Genomic DNA, 24,001 nt, shown 5'->3' with positions numbered 1-24,001 from the left:
TTGACGGGTGCCGGCATGGTTACCGGCCGATCAGCCGGTGCCTGAGGCGTGCCGCACGCCGTCTCGCCGCCACCGCCCAGCGCCGGGCGGTCCGCAGCAGGGGTACGGGCGGCCGTTCGTGTGCGCCTGGATGGTGCTGCGGCCAGGCGTGGACGTCGCCGTGCGCGTGGCGCACCCGCTGCTCGTGCTGTGCGGCGAGCCGGGCGGCCACCCGCAGTGAGGCCACCGCGCAGACCAGCCAGAGCACCGCGAGGACCAGCATGCCGATCGACGATGCCACGGTGCCCACCTCACTCCCGACGCCGCAGGCTCCGCCACGGCGTGCTGCCGCCGATCGTCCAGCTGGCGGCCCGCGCCGGGCGTACGGGCGCGCCGGCGGGCGCCGGTGCCGGTATCGCCCGGGCGCCCGGTGCCCGCCTCGACAACGCACCTGATCCGGCCGGCCGGGTGGCGAGCGCCGCTGCCGCGACCCCGGTGAGGGTGGCGACGAGATGCTCGCGGGGTGCCAGACCGCCGGCCGTGACGACTTCGATGCTGTGGTACGCCACGAGCGCGGCAGCCAGCCAGCCGATCCGGTGGCGGACCGCGGCGTAGGCCAGCAGCGCCACCACTGCCGCCGACGGTCCGGCGTCGGCGAGTCTGGCGTCGTCGGCGCCGAGCCCGACCGGCGGGCCGGCGGCGATCCACAGCGGCGCGGACAGTGTCGCGAGGCTGTGCCCGGCGGCGGCGACGGCAACCGTACGCAGCGTGCCCAGCAACGGCTGGGCGAGCGAGCACACGATGAGCACCTGCCCGACCGCGAACCAGTACGGCAGCAGCGCGGCCGGGGCGACCACCGACAGCGGCAGCCGCAGCAGGGTGGCCGGCAACGGGTCGTCGGGATGCGTGATGGCATACCGGGTGATGGCGGCGTGCCCGGGCCCGGTCCGCGCGGCGACCGCCGCACCCGCCACCAGCAGGGCGGCAGCGGGGCCCAGCCACAGCCGGCCGTACCGGCCCTGCCGCAGCGCCGCGGCCGCCGGACCGAACAGTCCCTGGCACTGCGCGCGCCACCACTGCGGCGTCGTGGCCATCCAGGACCGCTACCCGCTGATCCGCCGATCAACCCGCGGTCTGCCGCCGCCGCGCGTGTTGACGGCACTGTGCACGGGTATGGGGGTAGGTCGGCGCGTTCGATGCGGGGAGGACGGCCGTGGTGTCGCGGATCGAGGACTACGGGCTGCTCGGCGACCTGCACACGGCTGCGCTGGTCGACCGGAACGGGTCGATCGACTGGCTGTGCCTGCCCCGCTTCGACGCCCCGGCGTGCTTCGCCGCGTTGCTCGGCGATGAGCGGCACGGGTTCTGGCGGCTGGGTCCGGCGGCGGGTGGGGTGGCGTCGCGCCGGCGGTACCGGGGTGACTCGCTGGTGCTGGAGAGCGAGTGGGACACCCCGGACGGCACGGTCCGGGTGGTCGACTGCATGCCGCCGCGGGGCGAGGCCGCCGACGTGGTTCGGGTGGTCGAGGGCGTCACCGGCCGGGTACCGGTCCACATGGCGCTGCGGCTGCGCTTCGACTACGGCCGGATCGTGCCGTGGGTGCGCCACTTCGAAGGGCAGCTGTCCGCGGTTGCCGGACCGGACGCCGCCTGGCTGCGCACCCCGGTGCCGCTTCGCGGCGAGGACTTCGCCACCTACGCGGACTTCGAGGTGGCGGCGGGCCAGCGGGTGCCGTTCGTGCTGACCTACCGGCCGTCGCACGAGCCGACGCCACGCTGGGTCGACGCCACGCACGCGGTCGCGGCCACGGAGGGCCTCTGGTCCCGCTGGATGGACCGGTTCCGGTACACGGGCCGCTGGCAGGACGCGGTCCGCCGTTCACTGGTGACCCTCAAGGCGCTCACGTACGCGCCGACCGGTGGGATCGTCGCCGCTGCCACCACCTCGCTGCCGGAGCAGTGGGACGGCCCACGCAACTGGGATTACCGGTTCTGCTGGCTGCGCGACGCCACGTTCACGCTGCAGGCGTTGCTGGACACGGGGTTCGTCGCCGAGGCGAAGGCCTGGCGGGAATGGCTGCTGCGCGCCGTGGCGGGCGACCCGGCCGACCTGCAGATCATGTACGGCATCGACGGCAGCCGCAGGCTCACCGAGCTCACCCTGGACTGGCTGCCCGGACATGGCGGCGCCGCACCGGTACGGGTGGGCAACGCCGCCTCCGGGCAGTTCCAGCTGGACGTGTGGGGCGAGACCCTCGACGGGCTGCACCTGGCCCGGCAGGCCGGGCTCGCCCCGGACGAGGACGCGTGGGACCTGCAGCGTGCCCTGCTGCACTACCTCGAAGGACACTGGAGCGACCCGGACAACGGGCTGTGGGAGGTCCGCAGCGCCCGGCAGCACTTCGTGCATTCCAAGGTGATGGCCTGGGCCGGCATGGATCGGGCGGTGCAAGCGGTCGAACGCTCGGGTCTGGACGGTCCGGTACGGCGGTGGCGGGCCGTCCGCGACCGGATCCACCGCGACGTGTGCGAGCACGGCTACGACCCGGACCGTGCCACGTTCACCCAGTACTACGGCTCGAAAGGGCTGGATGCGGCGCTGCTGCTGATCCCGCGGTACGGGTTCCTGCCGTGGCATGACCCGCGGGTGGTCGGCACCGTCGAGGCGGTGCGGCGGGAACTGTGCGTGGACGGGTTCATGCTGCGGTACCGGCCCCAGTCCGACGGCAACGTCGACGGGCTGCCCGGCACCGAGGGCGCGTTCGTCTCCTGCAGCTTCTGGCTCGCCGACGCGCTGTTCGGCATCGGCCGCGAACGTGAGGCCCACGGGCTGTTCGAACGCCTGCTCGGCCTGCGTAACGACCTCGGGCTGATGGCCGAGGAGTACGACCCGGCCACCGGCCGGCAACTGGGCAACACCCCGCAGGCGTTCAGCCACGTCGGGCTGGTCAACTCCGCCCGCCACCTGTCCACCGCGGCGCCGGCCCTGACCACTTCGGACGCCGCGCCGGCGGTTCACCCCTGATCGGGTGGCGGCCGGTTCCCGGCGTTGAACAGCTGGTCGGCCGCCTCGGGGGGCATCGGGTGGGCGAGGTAGTTGCCGCGGGCGCTGTCGCAGCCGAGGTCGTTGAGGGCTTCGAGCTGGTCTCGCCGGTCGACGTTGACGGCGGTGACGGTGCGGGCAAGGTCGTGGAACATCTCGATGAGCCACGCGAGCGTCGTGCTGCTGGACATGTAGGTCGGCAGATAGACGTCGAGGCCGTCGAGGAGGCGTGGGTCGAGGATGACGGTGCTGATCGGGGACTCGGCGAGGTTGGCGGGGCCGCCGGTGTTGTTGACGGCGATGCTGATGCCGGTGCGGGCCAGCCCGTCGAGGGTGAAGGCGATGTCGTTGCTGGGCTCACGCAGGGCGTCCTGCGCGACGGCCAGTTGCAGCCGGTTCGGTGGCAGGCCGCTGGTGTCCAGTGCCGCGGTGACGGTGGTGACGATGCCCGGGTCACGCAGGTGGGTGGTGGCGCAGTCGATGCTGAGTACCGGTGACTCGGGGCTGGACTGCCAGGTCGCGGCTCGGGCGCAGGCCGCGTGCAGCAGCTGGGTGCTCAGCGGGATCAGGACTCCGACGCGTTCGGCGAGGTCGAGGAACTCGCCGGCGGGCACCGGCCCGACGGTGGGGTGGTTCCAGCGCGGCAGGGCGTGCATGCCGATGATGGTGTTGTCGCACAGGCGGATGATCGGCTGGTAGGCGAGGACGAACTCGCCGGCCCGCACGGCGTCCGGCAGGGCGTGGGTGAGTTGGTGGCGGCGGATGTCGAGCGCTTCGCGGGCCGGGTCGAACAGTGCCCATGCCGCGCTCGGTTGGTCCTGCCGTGCCCAGGTCAATGCCATCGCCGCCGCCCGGAGCAGGTCGCCTGAGCCGCTCCCACCGGCGAGGCGTTCCACGATACCGGCCTTGGCGGTGACGGACACCACGTGTCCGTCGGCCCGCAGAGGATGCCCGAGCAGCTGCAGTGCCGCGTCGGCGGCCTTGACGGCATCGTCCGGTCCGGTGGTGTCCTCGGCGACGACGGCGAAGGTGTCGCCGCCGAGGTGGGCGAGGTAGTAGGAGCGGGCGGTGGCCAGGCTGCGCAGTCGTCGTGCCGCGTCCTGCAGGAGCCGGTCGGCGATGACGGTGCCGTAGGTGTCGTTGATCGCGGCGAACCGTTGGACGTTGAGCACACAGACACCGATGCGCGCGGACGGTTTCCCGGCGATGACGGCGTCGAGGTAGGCGGTGAGGGCCGCCCGGTTCGGCAGGCCGGTCAGCGGGTCGCGCAGCAGGGCCTGCCGGACCTGGTGCTGCAGTTGCTGCTGGTGGGCCCGCCAGGCCTCGCGCTCGTCGCGGCTGATGTCCTCGGCCGCGTCGCGGACCCGGTCGCGCAGCGCGGTGGTGAATCCGAGCGCGAACTGTTCGATCAGTTCGGCGAGCCGATCCGCGGGCGCCGGCCCGATGATCCCGAGGTCGGGCAGCAGCCGCTGCCGCAGGATGCGCATGCTGGCCGCCATGACCTGCGGGTCGGTCAAGGAGTTCCGGACGAGTTCGACACCGGCCCGGAAGCCGGCACGAGGATCGGCGACAGGGCCGGTCAACGCGGTGTGCATCTGCCAGGTGAGGGCCCGGAGTATCCCGGTGCGGCGCGCCCGGCCGCCGCGCACGAAGTTCGTCCTGGGCAGGCTGCGCTCCCAGACCGCCGCGAACGCGCCGACCCGGGTGTCGGCGGTGCTCGGGGCCGGCCATTGGGCAGGTTCCGGCGACGGGTCGGCCCGGTCGCCAGGCGGGAATCCCGTCACAGCGTGCGATGCTCGCGGCGGGACCCGGCCGAGGCGGGCCGCCGGCGACTGCCGGTGGTCGGCCTCGGATCTGTGCTCGCGATGATCGCCGTCAACTCGGGCATGCGGGTGCCGTTCCATTCCGTGGCGGACCTGAAGCTGGCGAGGGCCTGGGCCTCGAATTGTGAACCGCGACGGCCGCCGATCGCCAGCCCCGTCCATCGAACGGATGAATGCCGGCCCGCCCGGGCGTCAACGGCAGACCGCAAGCATCGGCGGGTCGGTCATCCGGCCTTGCGGGCCATGCCGCCGACCGCCGACCACTGCGCCGGTACGTCGTCGTCCTCAGGGTCGGGGTCCCAGTCACTGATCGGCACCAGGCCCGGCTCCAGGACCTGCCACCCGGCCAGCAGGTCCGCTATCTGTGCCGGGGTCCGCACATGCAGCGATGTCGGGGTTTGCCGGTACAGCTGTCGCACTCTCTCCTGCCCAGCCGCGTCGACGGCCGGCACCGAGTGCGAGACCGCGACGCAACTGCCGGCCACCGTGGCGTCGGCGAAGTGCCGCAGGATGCCGGCCGGGTCGTCGGCGTCGCCGATGAAGTGCAGCACCGCCACCATCAGCACACCGACCGGCTCCGAGAAGTCGAGCAGGTCGGTCACCTCGGGGTGGCCGAGGATGTCCTGCGGTCGCCGGAGGTCACCTTGAACGGCGGTGGCGTACCGGTTGCCGGTCAGGATCCGCCGGCTGTGCGCGACCGCTACCGGGTCGGTGTCGACGTACACGACTCTCGCGTCCTGGGCGGCGAACTGCGCCACCTCGTGGACGTTGCCCAGCGTCGGGATACCCGAGCCGATGTCCAGGAACTGCCGTATCCCGGTCCCGGCGAGCCACCGCACCGCCCTGCCCAGGAACGCGCGGTTGTCGTGCGCCAGCTGGAGGACGCCGGGCCAGGCACGTTCGGCCTCCTCGGCGAACCGGCGGTCCACCTCGAAGTTGTGGAAACCGCCCAGCGCGTAGTCGTAGACCCGCGCCGCGTTCGGCGTGGTGATGTCAACCCCGTCAGGCACCCACTCCGGCAACATCACTGAGCTCCTCTCCAACAATCGACAGGACCCCCGGGACTGGCACCACCGTACAAGGCAACGGGTCGGCGGCGGATTCGTTGCGCCGTCGGCTGGGTGGCGGGCGGTGACCTGCCCGGATCCCGGATCCGCGGGCCGGCCGGCACGCTGAGCGGCCCAGGTCATCCGGCTGGCCACCTGCGCGGAGTGACCGTATGCTCCCCGCGCATGAGCGCTGCAAGGTACCGCGACCGGCTCACGCTGCTCGGGGCCCTGACGGCCGTGGCCTTCCTGGGCGCGGCCGTCCTGCCGTGGCTCGCCGCGGCCGGCCCGGTCGAGCGGCAGGCAGCGGCCACCGGGTATCTGACGCCGCAGTACACGCCCTACCTGGGGTCCGGGAACGCCGTGCCGGACGGACCGGGCTGGGCCGGGCCGCTGGGCCTGGACGGCGGCGCCGGCATCGCGTTGTGGGCCGGTCTGGCCCTGGCGGTCGCTGCGGCAGCATGGTCCCGGTCCGCGCGACGGGGATCGCCCGGGCTCCTCTACTGACTGCCGACGCCCCGGGTCCCCGCTGCTTGTCGGCTACGCACACGCTCCGGGCGACCGTCGACGCCGTGTGCCGCGGTGCCAGCGTCCCGGCGGGACGCACGTCGATCAGCGCGGTATCCGCGGGACGGCACCGTCCCTCGCGCCGGCGCGGCGATGCGCCGGTTCGAGCCGGCACCGGCCGGGGCCGCGTCCGCGGCGACGCGGGGTGCTCCGACGGTCAGGAGCACGACCGAGTCCTGCAAGGCGGTCACCGTCGGCCGGCCACCGGGCACGATCAGCAGTTGTCCGGCCGTGCCGTCCGTCACGTCGTCACCGGCGACCGCCCGCACCCGGCCGCGCAGCACCTGCACGGTTGCCTCGACGCCGTCGTGATGCTCGTCCAGCGTCTGACCGCGGCGCAACGCGATCACGGCCTGGCGGGGCGAGTGCGGATGTCCACCGGTGACGATACGGGCGCCGCACCGGCCCGACGCGCCGAGGCCATGACGGAGCAGACCTTCGGCGAGCGCCTGCAAGGACCACTTCTCCATGATCGACCCACCTTCCGTACGCGGTCCGGAACACTCGTCAAGATCAAGCCTGCCCCGTCACGGCCAGGACGGCAGGGGCCGCCACCGGCGAACCCGCACCCGCTGGGGTTACCGGTGCCCGGCAAGCGCGGCGGCAGCCTGACCGCTGGCGGCAGGTTGCGGCTGCCTGGGACGGCAGCGCCGATGACGTGGCCGCGACGCCCCGCTGATCGCGACACGGCGTTCTGCGCGATCTCCGGCGTGGTCGTGCCGCCCGCCGGGACGCTGTGCGGCGTGCCGGTCGGCGAGCACCATGGAGGTGGATCCGTGTGACGGCGTGCCGCACGTGGCCCGCCCCGCAAGACGAGGAGACACCCATGACGCGACAGGTGCTTCTGCATCGGGTGTACGACGACCCGTCGTCCGGCGACGGCTGCCGGGTGCTGGTCGACCGGGTGTGGCCACGTGGCCTGTCCAAGGACGCGGCCCGGCTCGACGAGTGGCTCAAGGACGTCGCCCCGTCCACGCCGCTGCGCCGCTGGTACGGCCATCGGCCCGAGCGGTTCACCGAGTTCCGTCGCCGCTACCTCGCCGAGCTCGCCGACCCGCAGCGGGCGGCCGCGATGGACCGGCTGCGGGACCTCATCCGCACCAGAACGGTCACGCTGCTCACCGCCACCCGGGACGTCGAGCACAGTCAGGCGGCCGTCCTCGCCGAGCAGCTGCGCACCGGTACGTGATCCCGGGCGCTCCCGGGACCGGCCGCACCCGCGGTGAACTCTGAGTCCAGCCGGTGCCGGCCGGTCACCGTTCGCCGGCGACGCCGTCGATCACCACCGCCGGGCCGGTCAGGCTCGCCCGGCCGGGCACGGGGGCGGGGCCGGTCAGCAGCCACACCGCGGCGATGTCGGCATCAGCCGACCGCAGAGCGTGATCGACCGCGCCGGCGTAGTCGTCGTGGTGGGCGAGGACGTACCCGGCTGTGACGACCGCGATCCTGGCGTCGTCCGGCAGCTGCCGCGCGACCGGCGTCTCGGACACCGCGCCGAGCGGCAACCCGCCCGGCCCCGCGTCCACCACAACTGCCTGCCGGTCCCATTCGTCTGCCGTGCCCTGCAGCGCGAAGATCTCCGGGCCGCCGCACCGCAGCGCCACCCCGGTCCCGGCCGGGTCCACCTGCACGAACGTTGCTGCCACGTACCCGTCGGGAGCGTACCGCCGCACCAGCGGCGCGAACAGCGCCGGCAGCTGCCGCAGCCCGAGATGGCCGCGCTGTGCCGCCGCGCGGAACCGCCGCTCGACGGCCTCCGCGCACCGTGCCGGATCCGGTACGTGCCCCATCACCAGGCCGATCATCGCCCATACGCCACCGCTCGGCAGGCGCACCATGACGGCGACCTCACCGGGCAGCCCCGACACCGCCAGCACCACCCGGCGGCGGAGCCCACCGGCGCCCACGTCGATGATGCTCGTCGCCGTCGCCCGGGTCCGCCGGGTCAGCCGCTGCCACGACAGGACGGGCACGACCGCCAGGCAGATCGCGGACGCGGTCAGCGATCCCCCGTCGCCGCGGTGGCCCGGGACGATCGGCAACGCCACCGACAGCAGGATCAGCGCGCCCGCCCAGCCGGACATCAACGCGGCGATCCGCGGCCGGGATGCCATCCCGGCCAGCCCCGGCACCAGCAGCCACCCGATCGGAGCGGTGACCCCGACGGCGCCCATGACGACAGCGTTGCCCGTCACGGCGAGCAGCGCAGTCCGCGTGGAAATCCTCACCGCATTCACATCCACCAGTGCCGTATCGCCGGTCCGGTCGTCGTCACGCCGCTCGTGCTGCGCTGAACGGAGCACGAGGCGGCGTTGCTGGATGACACCGTAGCGTCGCCGGTGCGGTGGCGGCGCGCGGGTCCGGTGCTTCCTCGCCGGCCCGCCGCGCTCCCTAGTCCTCGGCAGGTAGCGGCAGCGGCGCCTGCCGTACCGCCATACGGCGACGCAAAAGGGCCTTGAACCAGGCGTAGTCGGGCAGCCGGGCGAGCGAGGGACCGGCGACGACGGTGATGAGGACGTACGCGGTCGCCAGCGGCGCCAGGCGCGGCTCGACCCCGGAGGCGACGGCCAGGCCGGCGATGACCACGGAGAACTCGCCACGCGGCATCAGCGCGAGCCCGGCACGCAGCCGGCCAGGAGCGGCGACCCCGACGCGTTTGGCCGCGAACCAGCCGGTGAGGACCTTCGTCGTCATGGTGACGGCGGCCAGGCAGAGGGCCGGGAGCAGCACCGGCGGCATGTCCGACGGGTTCGTGGACAGCCCGAAGAACACGAAGAACACGGCGGCGAACAGGTCCCGCAACGGTGTGAGGATCTCCGTGGCGTGATGAGCGACCCGGCCGCCGAGGGCGATGCCGACGAGGAACGCACCGACGGCGGCGGAGACCTGCAACTGCGCCGCCACGCCGGCGACGAACAGGGTCAGCCCGAGGACGCTGAGCAGGAGCGCCTCCGGGTCCTTCACCGACATGAACGCGCTGATGAGGTGTCCGTACCGGATCGCCACGATCAGGACCACGATGACCGTGACGACCGCGATGACCAGTGCCTTCAGCCCTCCGGCGAAGCCGATGCCGGCCAGGACCGCGGTGACCAGCGGCAGGTAGAACGCCATCGCGAGGTCCTCGATGACGAGCACGGAAAGGATGACCGGGGTTTCGCGGTTGCCGAGGCGTCCGAGATCGCCGAGGACCTTGGCAATGACACCGGAGGACGAGACCCAGGTGATGCCGGCCAGGACCAGTGCCGCCTTCCAGTCCCAGCCGAGCAGGAACGCGAACGCGGCCCCGGGCACGGCGTTGGCCACAGCGTCGATCAGGCCGGCCGGCGCCGCGGAGCGCAGGTTGCCGACGAGTTCCTTCGCGGAGTACTCCAGGCCGAGCATGACCAGCAGGAGGATGACGCCGATCTCGGCGCCGATCTCGATGAACTCCTCGCTGGCCTCCAGCGGCAGGAGGCCACCATGGCCGAACGCCAGACCGGCCAGCAGATACAGCGGGATCGGCGACAGGCCGAACCGACGCCCCAGGCGGCCGAGCATGCCGAGGGCGAACAGCAGCGCGCCCAGCTCGATGAGCAGGATGGTTGTACCGTGCACGGACTGATCAGCCGCGCGGTTCGCCGGAGGCGAGGATGGCGGTGGCCCCGTCGACGCCCGTACGGGTGCCGACCACGACCACGACGTCGTTCGCGGCGAACACGAACTCCGGTCCCGGCGAGGCGATGACCTGTGCGTCGCGCAGCACCGCGACGATCGACGCTCCGGTCAACGTGCGGGTGCGGGTGTCGCCGAGGCTCCGGCCGACGAACGGCGAGCCCGCGTTCAGCGAGACCTGCTCGGTCAGCAGCCCGGCGGCCTGCTGCCGCAGACCGGCCAGCTGGCTGAGCATCAGCGACGCGCCGAGGACGTCGGCGAGGGCTTCGGCCTCATCGTCGGTGAGCGGGATGCAGGCGAGGCTCGCGTCGGGGTCGTCCACGTCGTAGAGCACCAGGTCGCGGCGTCCGCTGCGGTGCGACACCACCCCCAGGGTCCGGCCTGACGACGTCACCAGATCGTGCCGGACGCCGATACCCGGCAGCTCGGTCTGCTCTACCCTTACGCGCACACCGCCACAGTACCCGGGTTCATGATCGCCCCGCCCGAACGCCACGCTGTGCGAGGCGCCACACTGCCACAGTCCCCGCTGCTGCCGTATACAGGACCACGCATCCACGACGACGCCGCCACCCGGGCGGTGCGGCGAAGATCACGTTGGTGCCGCGACGCCGCTGGCAACGACGGTCGATGACGTGTAATGCGTGCGCCTGCGAGATCACAGCGGGTCCACGAGCACAGTCCACAACGGTGTGGGCGACCGCCGCCGATGCACCCGCCGGCGGGCGACTGAACAGGTCGCGTCACCCGGAAGGGGCCCCGAATGACCGTACGAGACAAGCTCACGGCGATCTTCGCTGATGTGACCCGCCGGAACCCCGGCGAGGACGAGTTCCATCAAGCGGTCCGTGAGGTGCTCGACAGCGTGGCGCCCGCATTGCAGAAGCACCCGGAGTACGCCGACGCGAAGATCATCGAACGGATCTGCGAGCCGGAGCGGCAGATCATCTTCCGGGTGCCGTGGGAGGACGACCGCGGTGAGGTGCACATCAACCGCGGGTTCCGGGTGGAGTTCAACAGCGCCCTCGGCCCGTACAAGGGCGGGCTGCGGTTCCATCCTTCGGTGTACCTCGGCATCGTGAAGTTCCTGGGCTTCGAGCAGCTGTTCAAGAATGCGCTCACCGGCATGCCGATCGGCGGTGGCAAGGGCGGTTCGGACTTCGACCCGAAGGGCCGCTCGGATCGGGAGGTCATGCGGTTCTGCCAGTCGTTCATGACCGAGCTGTACCGGCACATCGGCGAGTACACCGACGTCCCCGCCGGCGACATCGGCGTCGGCGGCCGCGAGATCGGGTACCTGTTCGGGCAGTACAAGCGCATCACGAACCGGTACGAGTCCGGGGTGCTGACCGGCAAGGGCCTCAGCTACGGCGGTGCGCAGGTCCGGCGGGAGGCGACCGGCTACGGCGCGGTGTTCTTCGCCGAGGAGATGCTGCACGCGGCCGGTGACAGCTTCGACGGCAAGCGCGTGGTGGTGTCCGGCTCCGGCAACGTGGCCATCTACGCCATCGAGAAGATCCATCAGCTCGGCGGCACCGTCGTGGCCTGCTCCGACTCCTCCGGCTACATCCTCGACGACCAGGGCATCGACGTCGCGCTGCTCAAGGACCTCAAGGAGGTCCGCCGCGCTCGCATCGACGCCTACGTCCAGGCCCGCCCGCACGCCCGCTTCAACGCCGGCCGGCCGGTGTGGGAGGTGCCGTGCCAGGTCGCCCTGCCGTGCGCCACGCAGAACGAGATCGGCGCCACCGACGCGGCGGCCCTGATCAAGGGCGGCTGTGTGATGGTGGTGGAGGGCGCGAACATGCCGACCAGCCCGGAGGCGATCCGCGCGTTCGCCGCGGCAGGTGTACGGTTCGCCCCGGGCAAGGCCGCCAACGCCGGTGGCGTGGCCGCCAGCGCCCTGGAGATGCAGCAGAACGCGAGCCGCGACTCGTGGACGTTCACCCACTCCGAGCAGCGGCTGCGGGAGATCATGCGGGACATCCACGACCGCTGCCATGCCACCGCCGAGGAGTACGGCATGCCCGGCGACTACGTCGCCGGGGCCAACATCGACGGGTTCCGCCGGGTCGCCGAGGCGATGCTGGCCCACGGCCTCATCTGACCTCGTCAGCCAGGGCCGGCGCGGCGCCGGCGTTTCGTTCAACCAGCCGCTCGGCCCTGCGCCGGGCGGCCAAGAGCCCTGGCCGCCAGCGCCCTGGCGTATCCCGGCATCGAGCTGATCGCAGCCTCGCACGGCGGGCGACGCGAGCATCCAGGCGCACGCCGCGTCGCAGCGGCGTACCGTCGGGTTCGTCCGGTATGCCCGGCGGATGGTTCTTCGAAAATCTTTCCGGCGGGCTTGTCGATCGGGGTCGGTCCTTTTCGTAGCTCTGGTGAGAGCCCGGCACAGCGCCGGCCCAGACACCCGCTGGAGAGCACGATGACCACCACCGTGAACGCGACCCGCGCCGCCGCTTCCACCATCGGCCCGCTGATCAGGGCCGGGGCCGCCGCCGTGGTCGCCGCGAGCGCCGCCACCATGGCCGTCGCCGCCGCCGGCCACGCGGCCGGGATCAGTCTCGACATGGCCGGTGCACCGATCCCGGTCTCGGGGTTCGGCGTGCTGACCGCCGCCTTCTCGGCGATCGGCGTGGTCATCGCCGCGCTGCTGGCCCGTTTCGCCCGGCACCCGCGGCGCACCTTCGTCCGCACGACGGTGGTGCTGACCGTCCTGTCGCTGGTGCCGGACGTGCTCGCCGACGCCACCGCGCCCACGAAGGCGCTGCTGATGCTCACCCACCTGGTCGCGGCCGCGATCGTGATCCCCGCTGTCGCGCGCCGCCTGGCCGCCTGAGCCTGTCGTCACCGCACCATCCATCCAGCTACGGAGGACCGTCATGAGGCAGTACCTGATTTCCGTGCACAGCGTCGAGGGTGCACCGCCGATGTCCGATGACGAGACGCAGACCATGTTCCGCGAGACCGCCCGGATCAACGACGAACTGCAGGCCGCGGGCGCCTGGGTCTTCGGCGGAGGGCTCATGTCGCCGGAGAGCGCGACCGTCGTACGGATCGAGAACGGCGCCACCACCATGAGCGACGGGCCGTTCGTGGAGACGAAGGAGCACATCGCCGGGTTCTGGGTCATCAAGTGCGCGGACCTGGACCAGGCGCTGGCCTGGGCGGAGCAGTGCGCGGCGGCCTGCGGCCCGGTCGAGGTGCGCCCCTTCGACGACCTGTCCCAGGCCTGAGCAGGGGCCGGCACCCGACATGGACCTGGCGGGCATCTACCGCGCGGAGTACGGCCGCTGCGTCGCCACCCTGACCCGCCTCCTCGGTGACATCAACCTCGCCGAGGAGGCGGTCCAGGACGCGTTCACCACGGCGGTGCAGAAGTGGCAGACCCCGCCGCCGAACCCGGGTGCCTGGATCGTGACGACCGCACGCAACCGGGCCGTGGACCGGCTCCGCCGGGAGTCGACCCGGCAGGCCCGGCACGCCCAGGCCCTGCTGCTGCACCAGCAGGACGAGCCCCCGGAGATGGGACCGGTGAAGGACGACCAGTTGCGACTCATCTTCACCTGCTGCCACCCGGCGCTCGCCCCTGACGCGCGGACCGCGCTCACGCTGCGCCTGCTCGGCGGCCTGGAGGTACCCGAGATCGCCCGGGCCTACCTGGTCCAGGAGGCGACGGTCGCCCAGCGGATCGTGCGCGCCAAGAAGAAGATCCGCGACGCCGGCATCCCGTACCGGGTGCCGGCCGGACATGAGCTGCCGGACCGGCTGCCGCCCGTGCTCACCGTGCTCTACCTGATGTTCAACGAGGGTTACGCGTCCACCGACGGGCCGCTGATCCGCACGGAGCTGTGCACGGAGGCGATCCGGCTCGCCCGCGAGCTCGCCACCCTGATGCCCGACGAACCCGAGGTCCTCGGCCTGCTGGCCCTGCTGCTGCTCACCGAGGCGCGCCGCCCGGCCCGGCTCGACGCGGCCGGCGAGCTGGTGCTGCTGACCGACCAGGACCGGTCGTTGTGGGACCGGGCGCTCATCGCCGAGGGCCACGACCTGGTCCGCCGTTGCCTGCGGCGCAACCGGCCCGGCCCGTACCAGATCCAGGCGGCGATCAACGCCGTGCACACCGACGGTGCCGCCACCGACTGGCGGCAGGTCCTGGCACTGTACGACCAGCTCCTCACGATCGCCCCGACGCCGGTCATCGCGCTCAACCGTGCGGTCGCCGTCGCCGAGGTGCACGGCCCGGCGGCGGCGCTCGCCGCGCTGGAGGACCTCGATCTGCCCGGCTACCACAGGCTGCCCGCCACCCGGGCCGAGCTGCTGGCGCGGCTCGGCCGCGACGCGGAGGCCCGAGACGCCTACGACCAGGCCGTGGCGCTGGCCACCAACGACACCGAGCGCGCCTTCCTGCAGGCGCGCCGCGCTGCGAGGAGTACATGATGACCGCCACCTACACGTTCGACGTCTTCTGCAGTCTCGACGGCTTCGGCACCACCAGCGGTGACTGGGGCGGCTACTGGGGCAAACAGGGCCCCGAGCTGCTCGAGCACCGCCTCAGCCTGTACGGCGGGGAGCAGCGCATGGTGTTCGGCGCCAACACGTACCGGGTGTTCGCGAGGATGCTGGCCGACAGCACCGAGGACGCCGAGGTACGCGACGCCTGGGTCACCCGGATGCGGAACCTGCCGGCGACGGTGGTGTCCAGCACGCTGCACGGGCCCCTGGACTGGCCGGACGCGACCGTCGTGCGCGGCGACGCCGTCGACGTCGTCGCCGCGCTCAAGCAGCAGTCGGACGTGCCGCTGCGGTCGCACGGCAGCCTGTCGTTGAACCGGGCGCTGATGGCCGCCGGTTTGGTCGACTTCGTCCAGGTGACGGTCTTCCCGGTGATCACCGGCCAGACCGGGACCGAGCCGATCTTCCAGGGTGCGGCCGACTTCGACCTGGAACTGGTGCAGAGCCGGACCCTGGACGGTCGCACCCAGGAGCTGACCTACCGGCCGACCCTGCATGTCTGAGCGCCCGGCCGACACCGGCCACCGTCCGGGAGGACTACGATGCGGTCCTTCAGCGACAGGTAGGAGAGGCGACGGACATGAGCGAATCAGTCGAGACCCGGGGCGATCAGCGCGTTGAGCTGCTGGCCGTCGACACGAACCAGGACGGGGCCGCCGACGTGCTGGCGATCGACACCGACGGCAACGGCAAGGCTGACCTGTTCCAGCTCGACGGCGACGGCGACGGCGCCGTGAACGTCACCATGGTGGACCTCGACGAGGACGGCATCATGGACGTCAAGGTCGACGGCGACGGCGGCCACCCCCTCGCGGGCTGACCGGCATCATGGCTTGCCGCGACGCCGGCCCGCCGGGGCCGCGTCGCGGCAGCCGCGGACGCGCGGACATGGCGTTGCAGTCTTCGCCGCTGGGGGTGGTCATGGGATCGAACGACGCCACGCTCGGTGTCGTGCTGGACACCACGGCCGTGCCGGCTGAGGTCGTCGTGGACGGCGAGCGGCTGTCGATCATCGGCTACGTGTGGGAACCCACCACCGAACTGGTCGGGCTCGACAGCGCCGGCGCGGTGTGGTCGTACTCCCCGGACCGGCGCACCCGGACGCCGATGAACTCCTCCGTCGACGCGCTGCGCCGGTTCCTCGACCTGTTCGGCGAGTTCTTCGCCGCCACCGACGATCCGCCGCCGGCGACCTACACGGCCGAACAGATGGCCGAGAAACTCGCCGCGTTCCGGCGTGGTGAGATCAAGCCCGCCGCCGGCCGGCCGGACCACCGGGTTGCCCGCATCAAACAGCTCAAGCAGACGTTACGGGAGATCGACAGACCCGCCGTCAAGGGCGGATGGTGGTCGCTCGTCCTGGAACAGGTCGACGACGGGATCCTGTGACGAGCGCCGCCCGGTCAGCGCGTCAACGGCGGCAACGGGCATCCGATCGCCGCCTCTGCTCTGAGGCATGGTGTTGTGGATACCTGCGTGATCGATTGGCGGTCCGTGGCGGGACCTCTCGGGTGGCCCTGAGGTCAGCATGAATCCAGGACGCCGGCCGGGCAAGCGCGCGAAAATGGTTGCGTGAAGGCGATCTACCCGGACAGCGGCGAAGGCGACCCGGAGGCCGTGCCCGGCGTGTGCCCCGAAACCGAAGGTGCGGCCGGCGTCGGGTCCCTCACGCTTCGCGTCGACGGGGAGTTGTTCGCCCTCAGCCCGAACGAGTTCGGAGGCACTGATTACGCGTGGCTGAGCGGGCCGAACCCCGGCTATGGATTCGGCGTGAGTCCGACCCCGAACCTGTCGCTCGACGGACACACGGAGAACATCCGCGGCTTCCTGGCCCAGGTTGACCCCGCCACGGGATACATCGAGGACGAGTGAGCCATCGAGCCGCTTGACGTTGCAATCCACTGGGCCGAGCGCGCAACCTCGGCGACCGCTTCCCCGGACGGCCCGACAGGCACCGCCGTCAAGGCATCATCGGACAACGGCAGCAGATGCGAACAGCGGCAGCATGCGGCCGGTCGACACCAGCGCGAGAGCGGCCGGGACGTCGGGCGGAAGGAGGCTGCCCGCTTCCCGGCGGGGGGCGGCAGCAGCGTGACTGCGAGCCCGTCGACGGCGGCGGCGGGCGGCGGCGATGCGCGCGCCGGTGGCCGAGTCGACCGCCCGCGACGCGTACCACGGCGCGACGCTCAGCCCGGTGGTGACGAGCGCGGCGAGCAGGAACATCGCTGTGGAAGCCACTCGGCGGGCGGCGAGTAGTGAGTGCCGGCCCCGGCAAGCCGCACCTTATCCGGGAGTCGATCGGGGCGGATCACGATGGCGCTGATGGTGCCGTCGCCCCAGACCGTGGTGTTCGAGGTGCGGCGTTCGAGGCGCCGGGAAACGCCGCCCGGACGCCCCGGTCAGGCCCGGCGGGGCAGGCATGCCGTCAACGGCTCGGTGATCCGCACCGCGACCCGTACCGCCACCCCGCCGAGTGGCCCAACAGAGCGCGTCACGCCGGTGGTGGGCACGACGAACTCGCGGGGTTCAGCGGAGCTGCGGCAGGAAGCGGTGCCGGGCGAGGGCCGCTGTCGTCTCGGCCGCGAGGGCGGCGACGAACGCGGTGATCGCGAGGATGACGATCCAGGCCCAGATCCGGTAGCCCGGCGGGTGGGCGTAGGCGACCCAGTGCAGCGCGAAGGTGGCGACCGCCGCATAGGGGAAGGCGTACGCCCAGAATCCGGGGGTGAAGTGCAGGTGGCGGTACACGCCGACGAGCCGGAGCTGGGTGAGGGCTGCCAGGAGTGTGTAGCCGGCGAGCCCGAAGGTCACGGCGTCGACCTTGCCGCGGGTGATGGTCAGGTACGCCAGGCCGGCGAGGGCGGGCGGGGCCGCCTGGATCGCCAGGGTGGGCTGCAGTTGCGGGGGAAGCGGGGGGCGGAAGTACAGCCGGGCCAGGATCATCGACTCGATGACGAGCCACGACACGAGACCGAGGCCGAAGAACACCCGGGCGGGGCCTGACCAGCCGGCGAGGGCCGCGCCGATGGTGGCGATGAGTCCTCCGGCGACGGCGGGCAGCACGTAGCCGGGATGCAGCTTGTCCAGGTCGAGGCCGCCGGAGATCCATTGGCCGGTCATCCACCCGGCCAGCACGATCGTGACGGCGGCGAACACGCCGAACAGCCACTGACCCGCCGCTCGTTCGTGTCGCATCAGGCCGATGGCCAGCAGCATGCCGACGATCGGGATCAGCGAGACGAACGGTCCCAGCACCGGGTCGGTCAGTTCAGCGTGCCAGCCGCCGGGTCGCCGCCGCACCTGCGAGACATAGCTGACGAGGAGCGTGAGCCAGACGACGGCGGCCAAGACGCACAGGATGTCGGAAACGAGCGCGGGTGCGAACTGCAGCAGCGCGGCGTAGCCCCAGCAGCCGGCCAGGCCTGTCAGGCCGTACGCGATTCCGAACAGGTTCGGGGTGATCCCGACGTGCGGCTCGCTCGTCTGTGTGTTCACGGCGGCACGCTACCCGGCGCCCCAGCGGTTATCCCGCATCTGCCGCGGCCGCGGTTGAAGCGCGCTCGGCGGTGCTCCAGCACGGTGCCGTAATGCCTGGGATCACCCGAGCGGCGTGAACCGCCGTGGTCCACCCAGCCAGGACGAGCCGGCCGAACGGTCAGCGGATCTCGTTGCTACTCAACTGTAATCCGAGGTCGACAAACCTTGAGCGAAGCAAGATCGGGTGAACGCTTCTCGGCGTGGCTTCTGATTTTGGTCGACAGCTGTCTTACCGGGAGCCTCTCGCTCTGTCGACCCCGGTCCATGCGTCTCGCCTACCGGCTCTGAGCTGCAACGTCAGGTTGGAAGGGCTGAGTGTCCGGTCGGATGATCGGTCTGTTGCGACTTGCGGGCACACTGGTGTCGTGTCCTCTCACCCGCCGCTACGTCCGCCGACACCTCCGTCAGCTGGGCGGCTGGGTCGTCGGCCGCGACGGATCAGCGACCGGTGGAAGGATCTGCTGGTCGCGGTGTTCGTGTTCGGGCTGGGCATCGCGCCGGCCGTGTACTGCGTGGATGCCACGGCCCGCAACATCGCGCTGTTCGGTGACCGGCCCACCGCCGACGCGGAGGTCGTGGCGTGGAACCCGCATGTGAAGGGCAACGGCGGGACGCTCACCGTCCGGTTCGTCACGGCGGACGGGCGGCCGGTCACCACGATCGTGTACGAGATGCGCGGCCGGCTGTCGGCGGGTGACCGGCTGCGGGTTCGCTACAACGCGGAGCGTCCCCGGTACGCCCGCGCCGCGGACGCCGGGCCAGCTGTGGTCTGGCCGGTGGTCGCCGGGCTTGTGGCGATGGTGGCCCTCTGTGGGGGTCTGGCGATGGGGTGGCGGACCTGTAGGCGGGCTCGGTAGGCACGGGGCGCGTCGGCCGGTCTGTCGACCCCGGTCCATGCGTCCCGACTACCGGCCCTGAGCTGCAACGTCAGGTTGAAAGGGCTGAGTGGGAGGCTGACCTGCTCGGATACCTGTCCTTACGTGGCATTGCCCCGCGGTACGCGCCGGGCGGGGACCCCGGAGCCGACGAACTCGGCCTCATCATGGGCGTTCAGCGGGCCGGCGACGTCGTTCTAACCCGGCCGGCCTTGCTGATAGCGCGAGAACGAGCGAATACGTTGTGGGACGCCTTGCCCTCGGGTGAAAGCACGATTCGTCCTTGCTGATACGGATCAGATAAAGGTGCTGTACGGCGTTCGCGCACCGGCACGAGAGTGCAACGGCTCCACAGCGCATGCCGCCAGATCGACGTACGCCCTGTGACCTCGAAGAGCGGCAGCGCCCGACCGGCGGCACAGCGGATGCCAAGATCGCCCCGGCGTGAGCTCGGTAGGGTCATCGGGTGATCGTGTACGACATTGCCGCGAAGCTGCCCCCGATCGAGGTGCTGCGGAACCGTTGCCGGGCTCTCGCCGTGCTGGAGTGCATCATCGGTGGTGACGAGCCGTACTACACGTACACCCGTGAATGGGGTGACGATGAGGCGGCGCTGATGAGCAACGGCAGCGGCGATGAGTGGGCTGTCGTGTTCACCGCGGACGGCGCGTTCATCCGGGTATTCGACCACGAGTCGGCAATGTCGCCGTCCCAGGATGCGGACCACGAACTGTGGCCGGGGCTGCTCGACGGTATGCCAGCGGTGTTCGCCGCCCAGGTCGAGGAGCCGGCGTTCGGCGACGAGGATGGGCGGTTCCTGGCCACCGCGGTGTTGTGGCGGCTCGGCGGTGACGATCGCTGGCATGCTGGGGCGGACATCACCGTCCCGCCGCCGCGTGGGCTCTACGATAGCGGGCCGGACGGCTCCGGCATGCTCGCAATCCTGCTCGACGACATCGCCGATCGGTACGTTGCGTTCGCCGAGGATTACTACGAGATGCAGGTGGACCGGAGCACGGTCGGGCACATCGTCGCGCAGATCCCGCTCACCGACGCCACGGTGCGGGCACTCAATCCGGAGGCGACCCTGGCGGGCCTGCATGCGGACGTCGTCGCGATCGGATACCCGCTCGCGGCACTGTGATCGACAGGGGGCTGACAGGATGCGCTGCGTGCGTCCGGCAACGAGAACCCTTGGATCTCGATCAACGAACGCGGCTTGGTGCTCGCCAGGAACGGCGCAGGCGAGTGGCTCGTCCACGGCGCGGCGGACCTTGCGCCTCTGGCGGGCTCAGGCCGGACAGTGACCGTCCGACCAGTCGCGGCCGGATCGCGGCAGAAGAGCGCGCCCGCTTGCGGCTTCCGAGCGGCGTCTTGATCAGTCGTTTACGCTGCTCCCGGTGAGCTACGACGTCTACTTCTGGCCGTCCGGAGCGGCGAGGAATCCCCGTCGGCTGGCTGAGCGGCTAGCGGGCGAACGGGCTGGTACCGGATGCGCGGGTGCTGGCGTTCCGTGCGGAGCTGTTGCGTCGCTGGCCTGAGCTCGCCAGCATGATCGCGCCATGGCATCAGGATCTGGATTGGCGCCCGTACGGCAGGACTGATCTGGCCGACCGGTTCGTCGTGCTGACGCTACCCTTCGGCTGGCCGGCCACCGCGGCGCTGCCCGTCGTGGCGGGCGCGTTCGGGCTGGATGTCTACGACCCGCAGCCGGACTCCCTCGTACCGCCCCGGCCTGGAGCCCCGGATGCCGGCGTGCCTGAGCGCATCACACGGGTCGCAGGATGGGTCGTTGAGGACCACGTCGTGCAGGCGCTACGGCAGATCAGTGCCTACATCGATTACCGATACGACGAACTGGACGAGGCCGCGCTGACCGGTGCGCTGGAGGGCACCAACGACGAGACCGCCGACGGCTGGTTCGAGTATCCGTTGGCCGGCACGCCCGCCTTGACGATCCGCCTGGCTCGGTCGGCAGACGGCTCGGTGGTCATGGTCCAAGTCGACGGCGCCATGGACATCGTCCTGGCCGCAAGGATCGACACCGTGCTGGACCTGCTGTAGCTCCTCGCAACACGCCGTCGGCACGGAGCCAGTTCGGGACGACCTGCCGCCGCTGGCGCAGGTCACCGACCGTACGCATCAACCGACCACCGCCCGCGCGACCTGCGGCGTGTGCGGACACCGCTGCACGCACCCGGCCCGCGACGGCAGACCGTAAGTCCGGTCTCACGCCTCAGGCGGCTGCTCCCGAAGTTGCTCCGCGATCGAAGGTGGTGCCTGCTGGATCGGATGAGGCGTCACCTGCCGAGCTTCTGTCGTCCAGTCGGCCGACTCCCCGGCCAATCGAATCGCCTCAGCCCAGAGTTTGACGGGATCGATCCGGTAGCTGCCGTCGGATGCCGCCTCATCCTTCATGATCGCCTCGTCGACAGGAACGGACAGATACGCCTCCTCGGTCGTGGTCCGCTGCAACCGAACCGAGATCGAGTACGTCCTCTGGGGCTCGTCCATCCGCGCAGGATAGCTCTCCGGTCAACGCGCCGCGTGATGCGCCCAGGCCCAGACGTCACGCACCTTGGTCCAGTTTACGGACGAAGCCGGCTACGCCTGCTCACCCGCGCATGACGCGGCCTTTCGCGGCCTCGAATTGCTCGGTGCTCAGCACGCCCGCGTTCCGCTTCGCGGCCAGCTGCCGGATCAGGGTGAAGCGATCACCGTCGGTCGGCGGGCTGTCGAGGTCGGTCTTGAGCACGTCGTACTCGGCGCGGGTCAGGGCCCCAGTGCTGCGCAGATCGTTGAGGGCCTTCAGCCGGGTCCATGGGTCGGCGCGTTGCGTGCCGCCGGTGGCGCGCTTCTTGGGCGGTGCCGGGGCACGCCGCCTGCGGACCAGTTGCACGATGCCGACGATGCCGAGGATCAGACCCATGGGCAGGAAAGTCGCGCCCGTGATGGTGGTGCCGAGCTTCGCGTCCGGAGGCAGTGACGACTGGGTGAACGCCTTGATGAGCATGGCGGCGCCGCCTCCGGCGAAGCCGACGACCCACAGCACCTGCCCGGCGCCCGGTTCGAAGATCCGCATGCTCATCAACATGCCGGCGATCCACAGGATCGCACCGGCGAACGTCAGCCAGAACAGGCTGTCCGAGCCTTCGGGGCACGGGTTCGCGACCACGTACGAGCCGCCGGAGACACAGCTGCCGATGTCGATGATCTGGTTGAGCCCGATCGCCAGCAGCGCAGTGCCGATGAGTCCGATCACCAGGCTTGCGCCCTCACGTACCACCGTGTTCATCCACGCTCCCGGAAGCGATCGAGGCCGCGAGGATAGCAGGAGCCGCCGGCTCAGGCAGCGGCCCACCGATCCGGCCCTCGAGGACCGCCAACTCATCACATGCGTACGCGAGCTCACCGGCGCCGCCGAGAACGCCAGATTCCGCTTCGTTCCAAACCGCTCATCGGCAAGACAGGAAGCGTCGGCGTCGCCGGGGCGCGTCGCTCGCTGTGACGACCACGGTGCCGGCGCCGCGCGAGACCAGCGGTCATGAGCGGATGGTCTCTATCGGGGTCTGGATGACCGCATGCGGGCGCATCGGCTACTGGCGGGATGGCCGGTTCCGGGCGAGCACCCGGGATCACACCGGCAAGATCGCATGTGCGGCCTGGTCCGCTGGGAGATGAAGAGGTAGCGGCTACCGGCCAAAGCAACATCAACCCGCCGTCGAACCAGCTTGATCAACAGCTAACGAAAGACCGAGGCTCAACCAGAGCAAGCGCGCTTCGACCGGGCGTACGGCGGGCAGGGCACCGAGCAGTCACGGGAGCTGTGGACCTACGTCGACGTCGACTTCGCCCGCGTCGCCACCGAGATGGGCGCCCAGGACATCCGGGTCGACAAGCCGGCCGACTTGCGACCGGCCCTGGACCAGGCCCTGTCCGCCGGCCGCCCGGTCGTCCTCGACGTGCACACCGACATCGAGGGCGTCGCCCCCCTTCCCGTCAGCTGTACGAGGCCATTGCCGCTCCCGACTCGTCCGTGCGAACATTCATCGATGAGTGTGAAGCTCTTGCGTCGCAACAGGTCCCGCCTGTTGCTGACCGTGGCCGCAGCGGCCATGTCCATTGCGTCCCTGGGCCTCGGCACGCCGGCCGCCGCCGCGACCCCCGACGGCCACTACTGCTGGTACGTCCTGCCGGACAGCGTGCCGTGGAAAGCGGCCAACAACATCGTCAACTACACCGCGACGGTCCAGTGCGACGGCGCGGTGCGGCGCGTCGACCTCACGGTGGAGCTGCTGTACCACGGGACGAGCGGCGGCGCCGGCACGACCGTGAACGGCCGGACGACGCTGTGGACGGACGGCACCTCGATCCCCGTGGTCGCGCTCGGCGTCACCACCCCGAACACGCTCTGCGACTCGGGCTTCTACTCGGGTCGAGCGACCGCCACCGTCCAGTACCGCTCGGGCGAACCGGAGTACATCACCAGATCGATCGCGTCGCAGCAGGTATCGCTGACCTGCTCGTTTCCGGAAATTCCGCCCACCGGCCCGAATCCCAGCACGGTGACGGTCACCAACCCGGGCACCCAGAGCTCACTCAAGGGGGACAACGGGGGGCTGCAGATGCAGGCCACCGGCGGCAGTTACTCGTACACCTGGACGGCGGTCAACCTACCGCCCGGGCTGACCATCGACCCCGGGACCGGCCGGATCAGCGGCACGCTCACCCAAATCGGCTCCTACAACGTCACGGTCACCGCCAACGACGGATTCGGCAGCCTGGGCAGCACCACCTTCACCTGGAGCGTCCGCAAGGACTCTCCCTGCACGCGCTGCTGATCAACGCCGGCGGCGCCCGTCCGGACCGGACCGGCGCCGCCTGGCCGCGCTACCGCTGGCCGTGGGCCTCGAGCTCCCGTTGGTGGATGCGTCGACGGTCATCGACGCGGCCCGTCGGGCG

28 protein-coding genes and 1 pseudogene are annotated in these 24,001 nt (G+C 71.2%); 17 read left to right on the top strand and 12 right to left on the bottom strand.

Annotated features, from left to right (window positions below; genetic code table 11):
- Window positions 1-19: 19 nt before the first annotated feature.
- Complete coding sequence (locus AB0H83_RS21550; protein ID WP_360096560.1) at window positions 20-280, bottom strand: hypothetical protein; 261 nt, start codon at window positions 278-280, stop codon at window positions 20-22.
- A 10-nt stretch (window positions 281-290) separates the two neighbouring features.
- On the bottom strand, window positions 291-1,073 hold the full coding sequence (locus AB0H83_RS21545; protein ID WP_360096557.1) for a hypothetical protein: 783 nt from the start codon (window positions 1,071-1,073) through the stop codon (window positions 291-293).
- A 119-nt stretch (window positions 1,074-1,192) separates the two neighbouring features.
- Here AB0H83_RS21545 and AB0H83_RS21540 point away from each other — a divergent pair, with 119 nt between their 5' ends.
- On the top strand, window positions 1,193-3,004 hold the full coding sequence (locus tag AB0H83_RS21540) for a glycoside hydrolase family 15 protein (RefSeq protein WP_360096554.1): 1,812 nt from the start codon (window positions 1,193-1,195) through the stop codon (window positions 3,002-3,004).
- Here AB0H83_RS21540 and AB0H83_RS21535 read toward each other — a convergent pair.
- Complete coding sequence (locus AB0H83_RS21535; RefSeq protein ID WP_360096551.1) at window positions 2,995-4,806, bottom strand: bifunctional diguanylate cyclase/phosphodiesterase; 1,812 nt, start codon at window positions 4,804-4,806, stop codon at window positions 2,995-2,997. The two genes, AB0H83_RS21540 and AB0H83_RS21535, sit on opposite strands and share 10 nt — an antisense overlap.
- Before the next feature lie 263 nt (window positions 4,807-5,069).
- On the bottom strand, window positions 5,070-5,873 hold the full coding sequence (locus AB0H83_RS21530) for an SAM-dependent methyltransferase (protein ID WP_360096548.1): 804 nt from the start codon (window positions 5,871-5,873) through the stop codon (window positions 5,070-5,072).
- Between the two features lie 204 nt (window positions 5,874-6,077).
- Here AB0H83_RS21530 and AB0H83_RS21525 point away from each other — a divergent pair, with 204 nt between their 5' ends.
- Entirely contained in the window at window positions 6,078-6,398 is a 321-nt protein-coding gene (locus tag AB0H83_RS21525) for a hypothetical protein (protein ID WP_360096545.1), read from the top strand.
- Here AB0H83_RS21525 and AB0H83_RS21520 read toward each other — a convergent pair.
- Window positions 6,392-6,928, bottom strand: coding sequence for a LuxR family transcriptional regulator (locus AB0H83_RS21520; RefSeq protein WP_360096542.1), 537 nt, complete (start codon window positions 6,926-6,928; stop codon window positions 6,392-6,394). The two genes, AB0H83_RS21525 and AB0H83_RS21520, sit on opposite strands and share 7 nt — an antisense overlap.
- A gap of 183 nt (window positions 6,929-7,111) precedes the next feature.
- Here AB0H83_RS21520 and AB0H83_RS21515 point away from each other — a divergent pair, with 183 nt between their 5' ends.
- Both AB0H83_RS21515 and AB0H83_RS21510 read left to right on the top strand, forming a co-directional pair.
- Window positions 7,112-7,240 carry a hypothetical protein gene (locus AB0H83_RS21515; RefSeq protein WP_360096539.1) on the top strand — a complete coding sequence of 43 codons (129 nt, stop codon included), beginning with the start codon at window positions 7,112-7,114 and terminating at the stop codon, window positions 7,238-7,240.
- Between the two features lie 44 nt (window positions 7,241-7,284).
- On the top strand, window positions 7,285-7,647 hold the full coding sequence (locus tag AB0H83_RS21510; protein WP_360096536.1) for a DUF488 family protein: 363 nt from the start codon (window positions 7,285-7,287) through the stop codon (window positions 7,645-7,647).
- 64 nt (window positions 7,648-7,711) lie between these two features.
- Here the strand turns inward: AB0H83_RS21510 and AB0H83_RS21505 are convergent, their stop codons facing one another.
- The 3 genes from AB0H83_RS21505 to AB0H83_RS21495 form a co-directional block, all read right to left on the bottom strand.
- Entirely contained in the window at window positions 7,712-8,686 is a 975-nt protein-coding gene (locus AB0H83_RS21505; RefSeq protein WP_360096533.1) for a hypothetical protein, read from the bottom strand.
- A 163-nt stretch (window positions 8,687-8,849) separates the two neighbouring features.
- Window positions 8,850-10,055, bottom strand: a complete 1,206-nt coding sequence (locus AB0H83_RS21500; RefSeq protein WP_360096530.1) for a cation:proton antiporter — start codon at window positions 10,053-10,055, stop codon at window positions 8,850-8,852.
- Between the two features lie 7 nt (window positions 10,056-10,062).
- Entirely contained in the window at window positions 10,063-10,563 is a 501-nt protein-coding gene (locus AB0H83_RS21495) for a cation:proton antiporter regulatory subunit (protein WP_360096527.1), read from the bottom strand.
- A 312-nt stretch (window positions 10,564-10,875) separates the two neighbouring features.
- Between AB0H83_RS21495 and gdhA the strand changes: the two genes are divergently transcribed.
- The 8 genes from gdhA to AB0H83_RS21455 all read left to right on the top strand — a co-directional run bounded on the left by gdhA (window position 10,876) and on the right by AB0H83_RS21455 (window position 16,499).
- Window positions 10,876-12,219, top strand: coding sequence for an NADP-specific glutamate dehydrogenase (gdhA, locus tag AB0H83_RS21490; protein WP_360096524.1), 1,344 nt, complete (start codon window positions 10,876-10,878; stop codon window positions 12,217-12,219).
- 318 nt (window positions 12,220-12,537) lie between these two features.
- Window positions 12,538-12,951, top strand: coding sequence for a DUF6069 family protein (locus AB0H83_RS21485; RefSeq protein ID WP_360096521.1), 414 nt, complete (start codon window positions 12,538-12,540; stop codon window positions 12,949-12,951).
- A gap of 43 nt (window positions 12,952-12,994) precedes the next feature.
- On the top strand, window positions 12,995-13,348 hold the full coding sequence (locus AB0H83_RS21480) for a YciI family protein (RefSeq protein ID WP_360096518.1): 354 nt from the start codon (window positions 12,995-12,997) through the stop codon (window positions 13,346-13,348).
- Window positions 13,349-13,367: 19 nt separating this feature from the next.
- On the top strand, window positions 13,368-14,552 hold the full coding sequence (locus tag AB0H83_RS21475; protein ID WP_360096515.1) for an RNA polymerase sigma factor: 1,185 nt from the start codon (window positions 13,368-13,370) through the stop codon (window positions 14,550-14,552).
- Window positions 14,552-15,130, top strand: a complete 579-nt coding sequence (locus AB0H83_RS21470) for a dihydrofolate reductase family protein (RefSeq protein WP_360096512.1) — start codon at window positions 14,552-14,554, stop codon at window positions 15,128-15,130. The genes AB0H83_RS21475 and AB0H83_RS21470 overlap by 1 nt, the downstream gene beginning before the upstream one ends.
- Window positions 15,131-15,207: 77 nt before the next feature.
- Window positions 15,208-15,447, top strand: coding sequence for a hypothetical protein (locus AB0H83_RS21465; RefSeq protein ID WP_360096509.1), 240 nt, complete (start codon window positions 15,208-15,210; stop codon window positions 15,445-15,447).
- A gap of 101 nt (window positions 15,448-15,548) precedes the next feature.
- Window positions 15,549-16,016: an SUKH-4 family immunity protein gene (locus tag AB0H83_RS21460; RefSeq protein WP_360096506.1), complete on the top strand. Its 468-nt coding sequence runs from the start codon at window positions 15,549-15,551 to the stop codon at window positions 16,014-16,016.
- Window positions 16,017-16,199: 183 nt separating this feature from the next.
- Window positions 16,200-16,499 (top strand): hypothetical protein, encoded by a 300-nt coding sequence (locus AB0H83_RS21455; RefSeq protein ID WP_360096503.1) that lies wholly within the window; start codon window positions 16,200-16,202, stop codon window positions 16,497-16,499.
- A 96-nt stretch (window positions 16,500-16,595) separates the two neighbouring features.
- Here the strand turns inward: AB0H83_RS21455 and AB0H83_RS21450 are convergent, their stop codons facing one another.
- Both AB0H83_RS21450 and AB0H83_RS21445 read right to left on the bottom strand, forming a co-directional pair.
- Complete coding sequence (locus tag AB0H83_RS21450; protein ID WP_360096500.1) at window positions 16,596-16,850, bottom strand: hypothetical protein; 255 nt, start codon at window positions 16,848-16,850, stop codon at window positions 16,596-16,598.
- A 303-nt stretch (window positions 16,851-17,153) separates the two neighbouring features.
- Complete coding sequence (locus AB0H83_RS21445; protein WP_360096497.1) at window positions 17,154-18,122, bottom strand: hypothetical protein; 969 nt, start codon at window positions 18,120-18,122, stop codon at window positions 17,154-17,156.
- Between the two features lie 512 nt (window positions 18,123-18,634).
- Here AB0H83_RS21445 and AB0H83_RS21440 point away from each other — a divergent pair.
- The 3 genes from AB0H83_RS21440 to AB0H83_RS21430 all read left to right on the top strand — a co-directional run bounded on the left by AB0H83_RS21440 (window position 18,635) and on the right by AB0H83_RS21430 (window position 21,103).
- Window positions 18,635-19,021 carry a DUF3592 domain-containing protein gene (locus AB0H83_RS21440; protein WP_360096494.1) on the top strand — a complete coding sequence of 129 codons (387 nt, stop codon included), beginning with the start codon at window positions 18,635-18,637 and terminating at the stop codon, window positions 19,019-19,021.
- Between the two features lie 484 nt (window positions 19,022-19,505).
- Window positions 19,506-20,183: a hypothetical protein gene (locus AB0H83_RS21435; protein WP_360096491.1), complete on the top strand. Its 678-nt coding sequence runs from the start codon at window positions 19,506-19,508 to the stop codon at window positions 20,181-20,183.
- 356 nt (window positions 20,184-20,539) lie between these two features.
- The gene (locus AB0H83_RS21430; protein WP_360096488.1) at window positions 20,540-21,103 is read left to right on the top strand and encodes a hypothetical protein; all 564 of its coding nucleotides are present in this window, start codon (window positions 20,540-20,542) and stop codon (window positions 21,101-21,103) included.
- Window positions 21,104-21,268: 165 nt separating this feature from the next.
- Here the strand turns inward: AB0H83_RS21430 and AB0H83_RS21425 are convergent, their stop codons facing one another.
- On the bottom strand, window positions 21,269-21,553 hold the full coding sequence (locus AB0H83_RS21425) for a hypothetical protein (RefSeq protein ID WP_360096485.1): 285 nt from the start codon (window positions 21,551-21,553) through the stop codon (window positions 21,269-21,271).
- Between the two features lie 100 nt (window positions 21,554-21,653).
- Window positions 21,654-22,400: a hypothetical protein gene (locus tag AB0H83_RS21420; protein WP_360096482.1), complete on the bottom strand. Its 747-nt coding sequence runs from the start codon at window positions 22,398-22,400 to the stop codon at window positions 21,654-21,656.
- Window positions 22,401-22,857: 457 nt separating this feature from the next.
- On the opposite strand from AB0H83_RS21420, the pseudogene AB0H83_RS21415 reads away from it, so the two are divergent.
- Both AB0H83_RS21415 and AB0H83_RS21410 read left to right on the top strand, forming a co-directional pair.
- Window positions 22,858-22,992 (top strand): annotated as a pseudogene (locus AB0H83_RS21415) (thiamine pyrophosphate-dependent enzyme); the annotation flags it as partial.
- A 9-nt stretch (window positions 22,993-23,001) separates the two neighbouring features.
- Window positions 23,002-23,880, top strand: a complete 879-nt coding sequence (locus AB0H83_RS21410) for an Ig domain-containing protein (RefSeq protein WP_360096479.1) — start codon at window positions 23,002-23,004, stop codon at window positions 23,878-23,880.
- Window positions 23,881-24,001 lie beyond the last annotated feature (121 nt).

The sequence above is a fragment of the Dactylosporangium sp. NPDC050688 genome (genome assembly GCF_040654515.1).
Classification (GTDB): domain Bacteria; phylum Actinomycetota; class Actinomycetes; order Mycobacteriales; family Micromonosporaceae; genus Dactylosporangium.
This window is presented reverse-complemented; position numbering and strand designations above follow the sequence as displayed.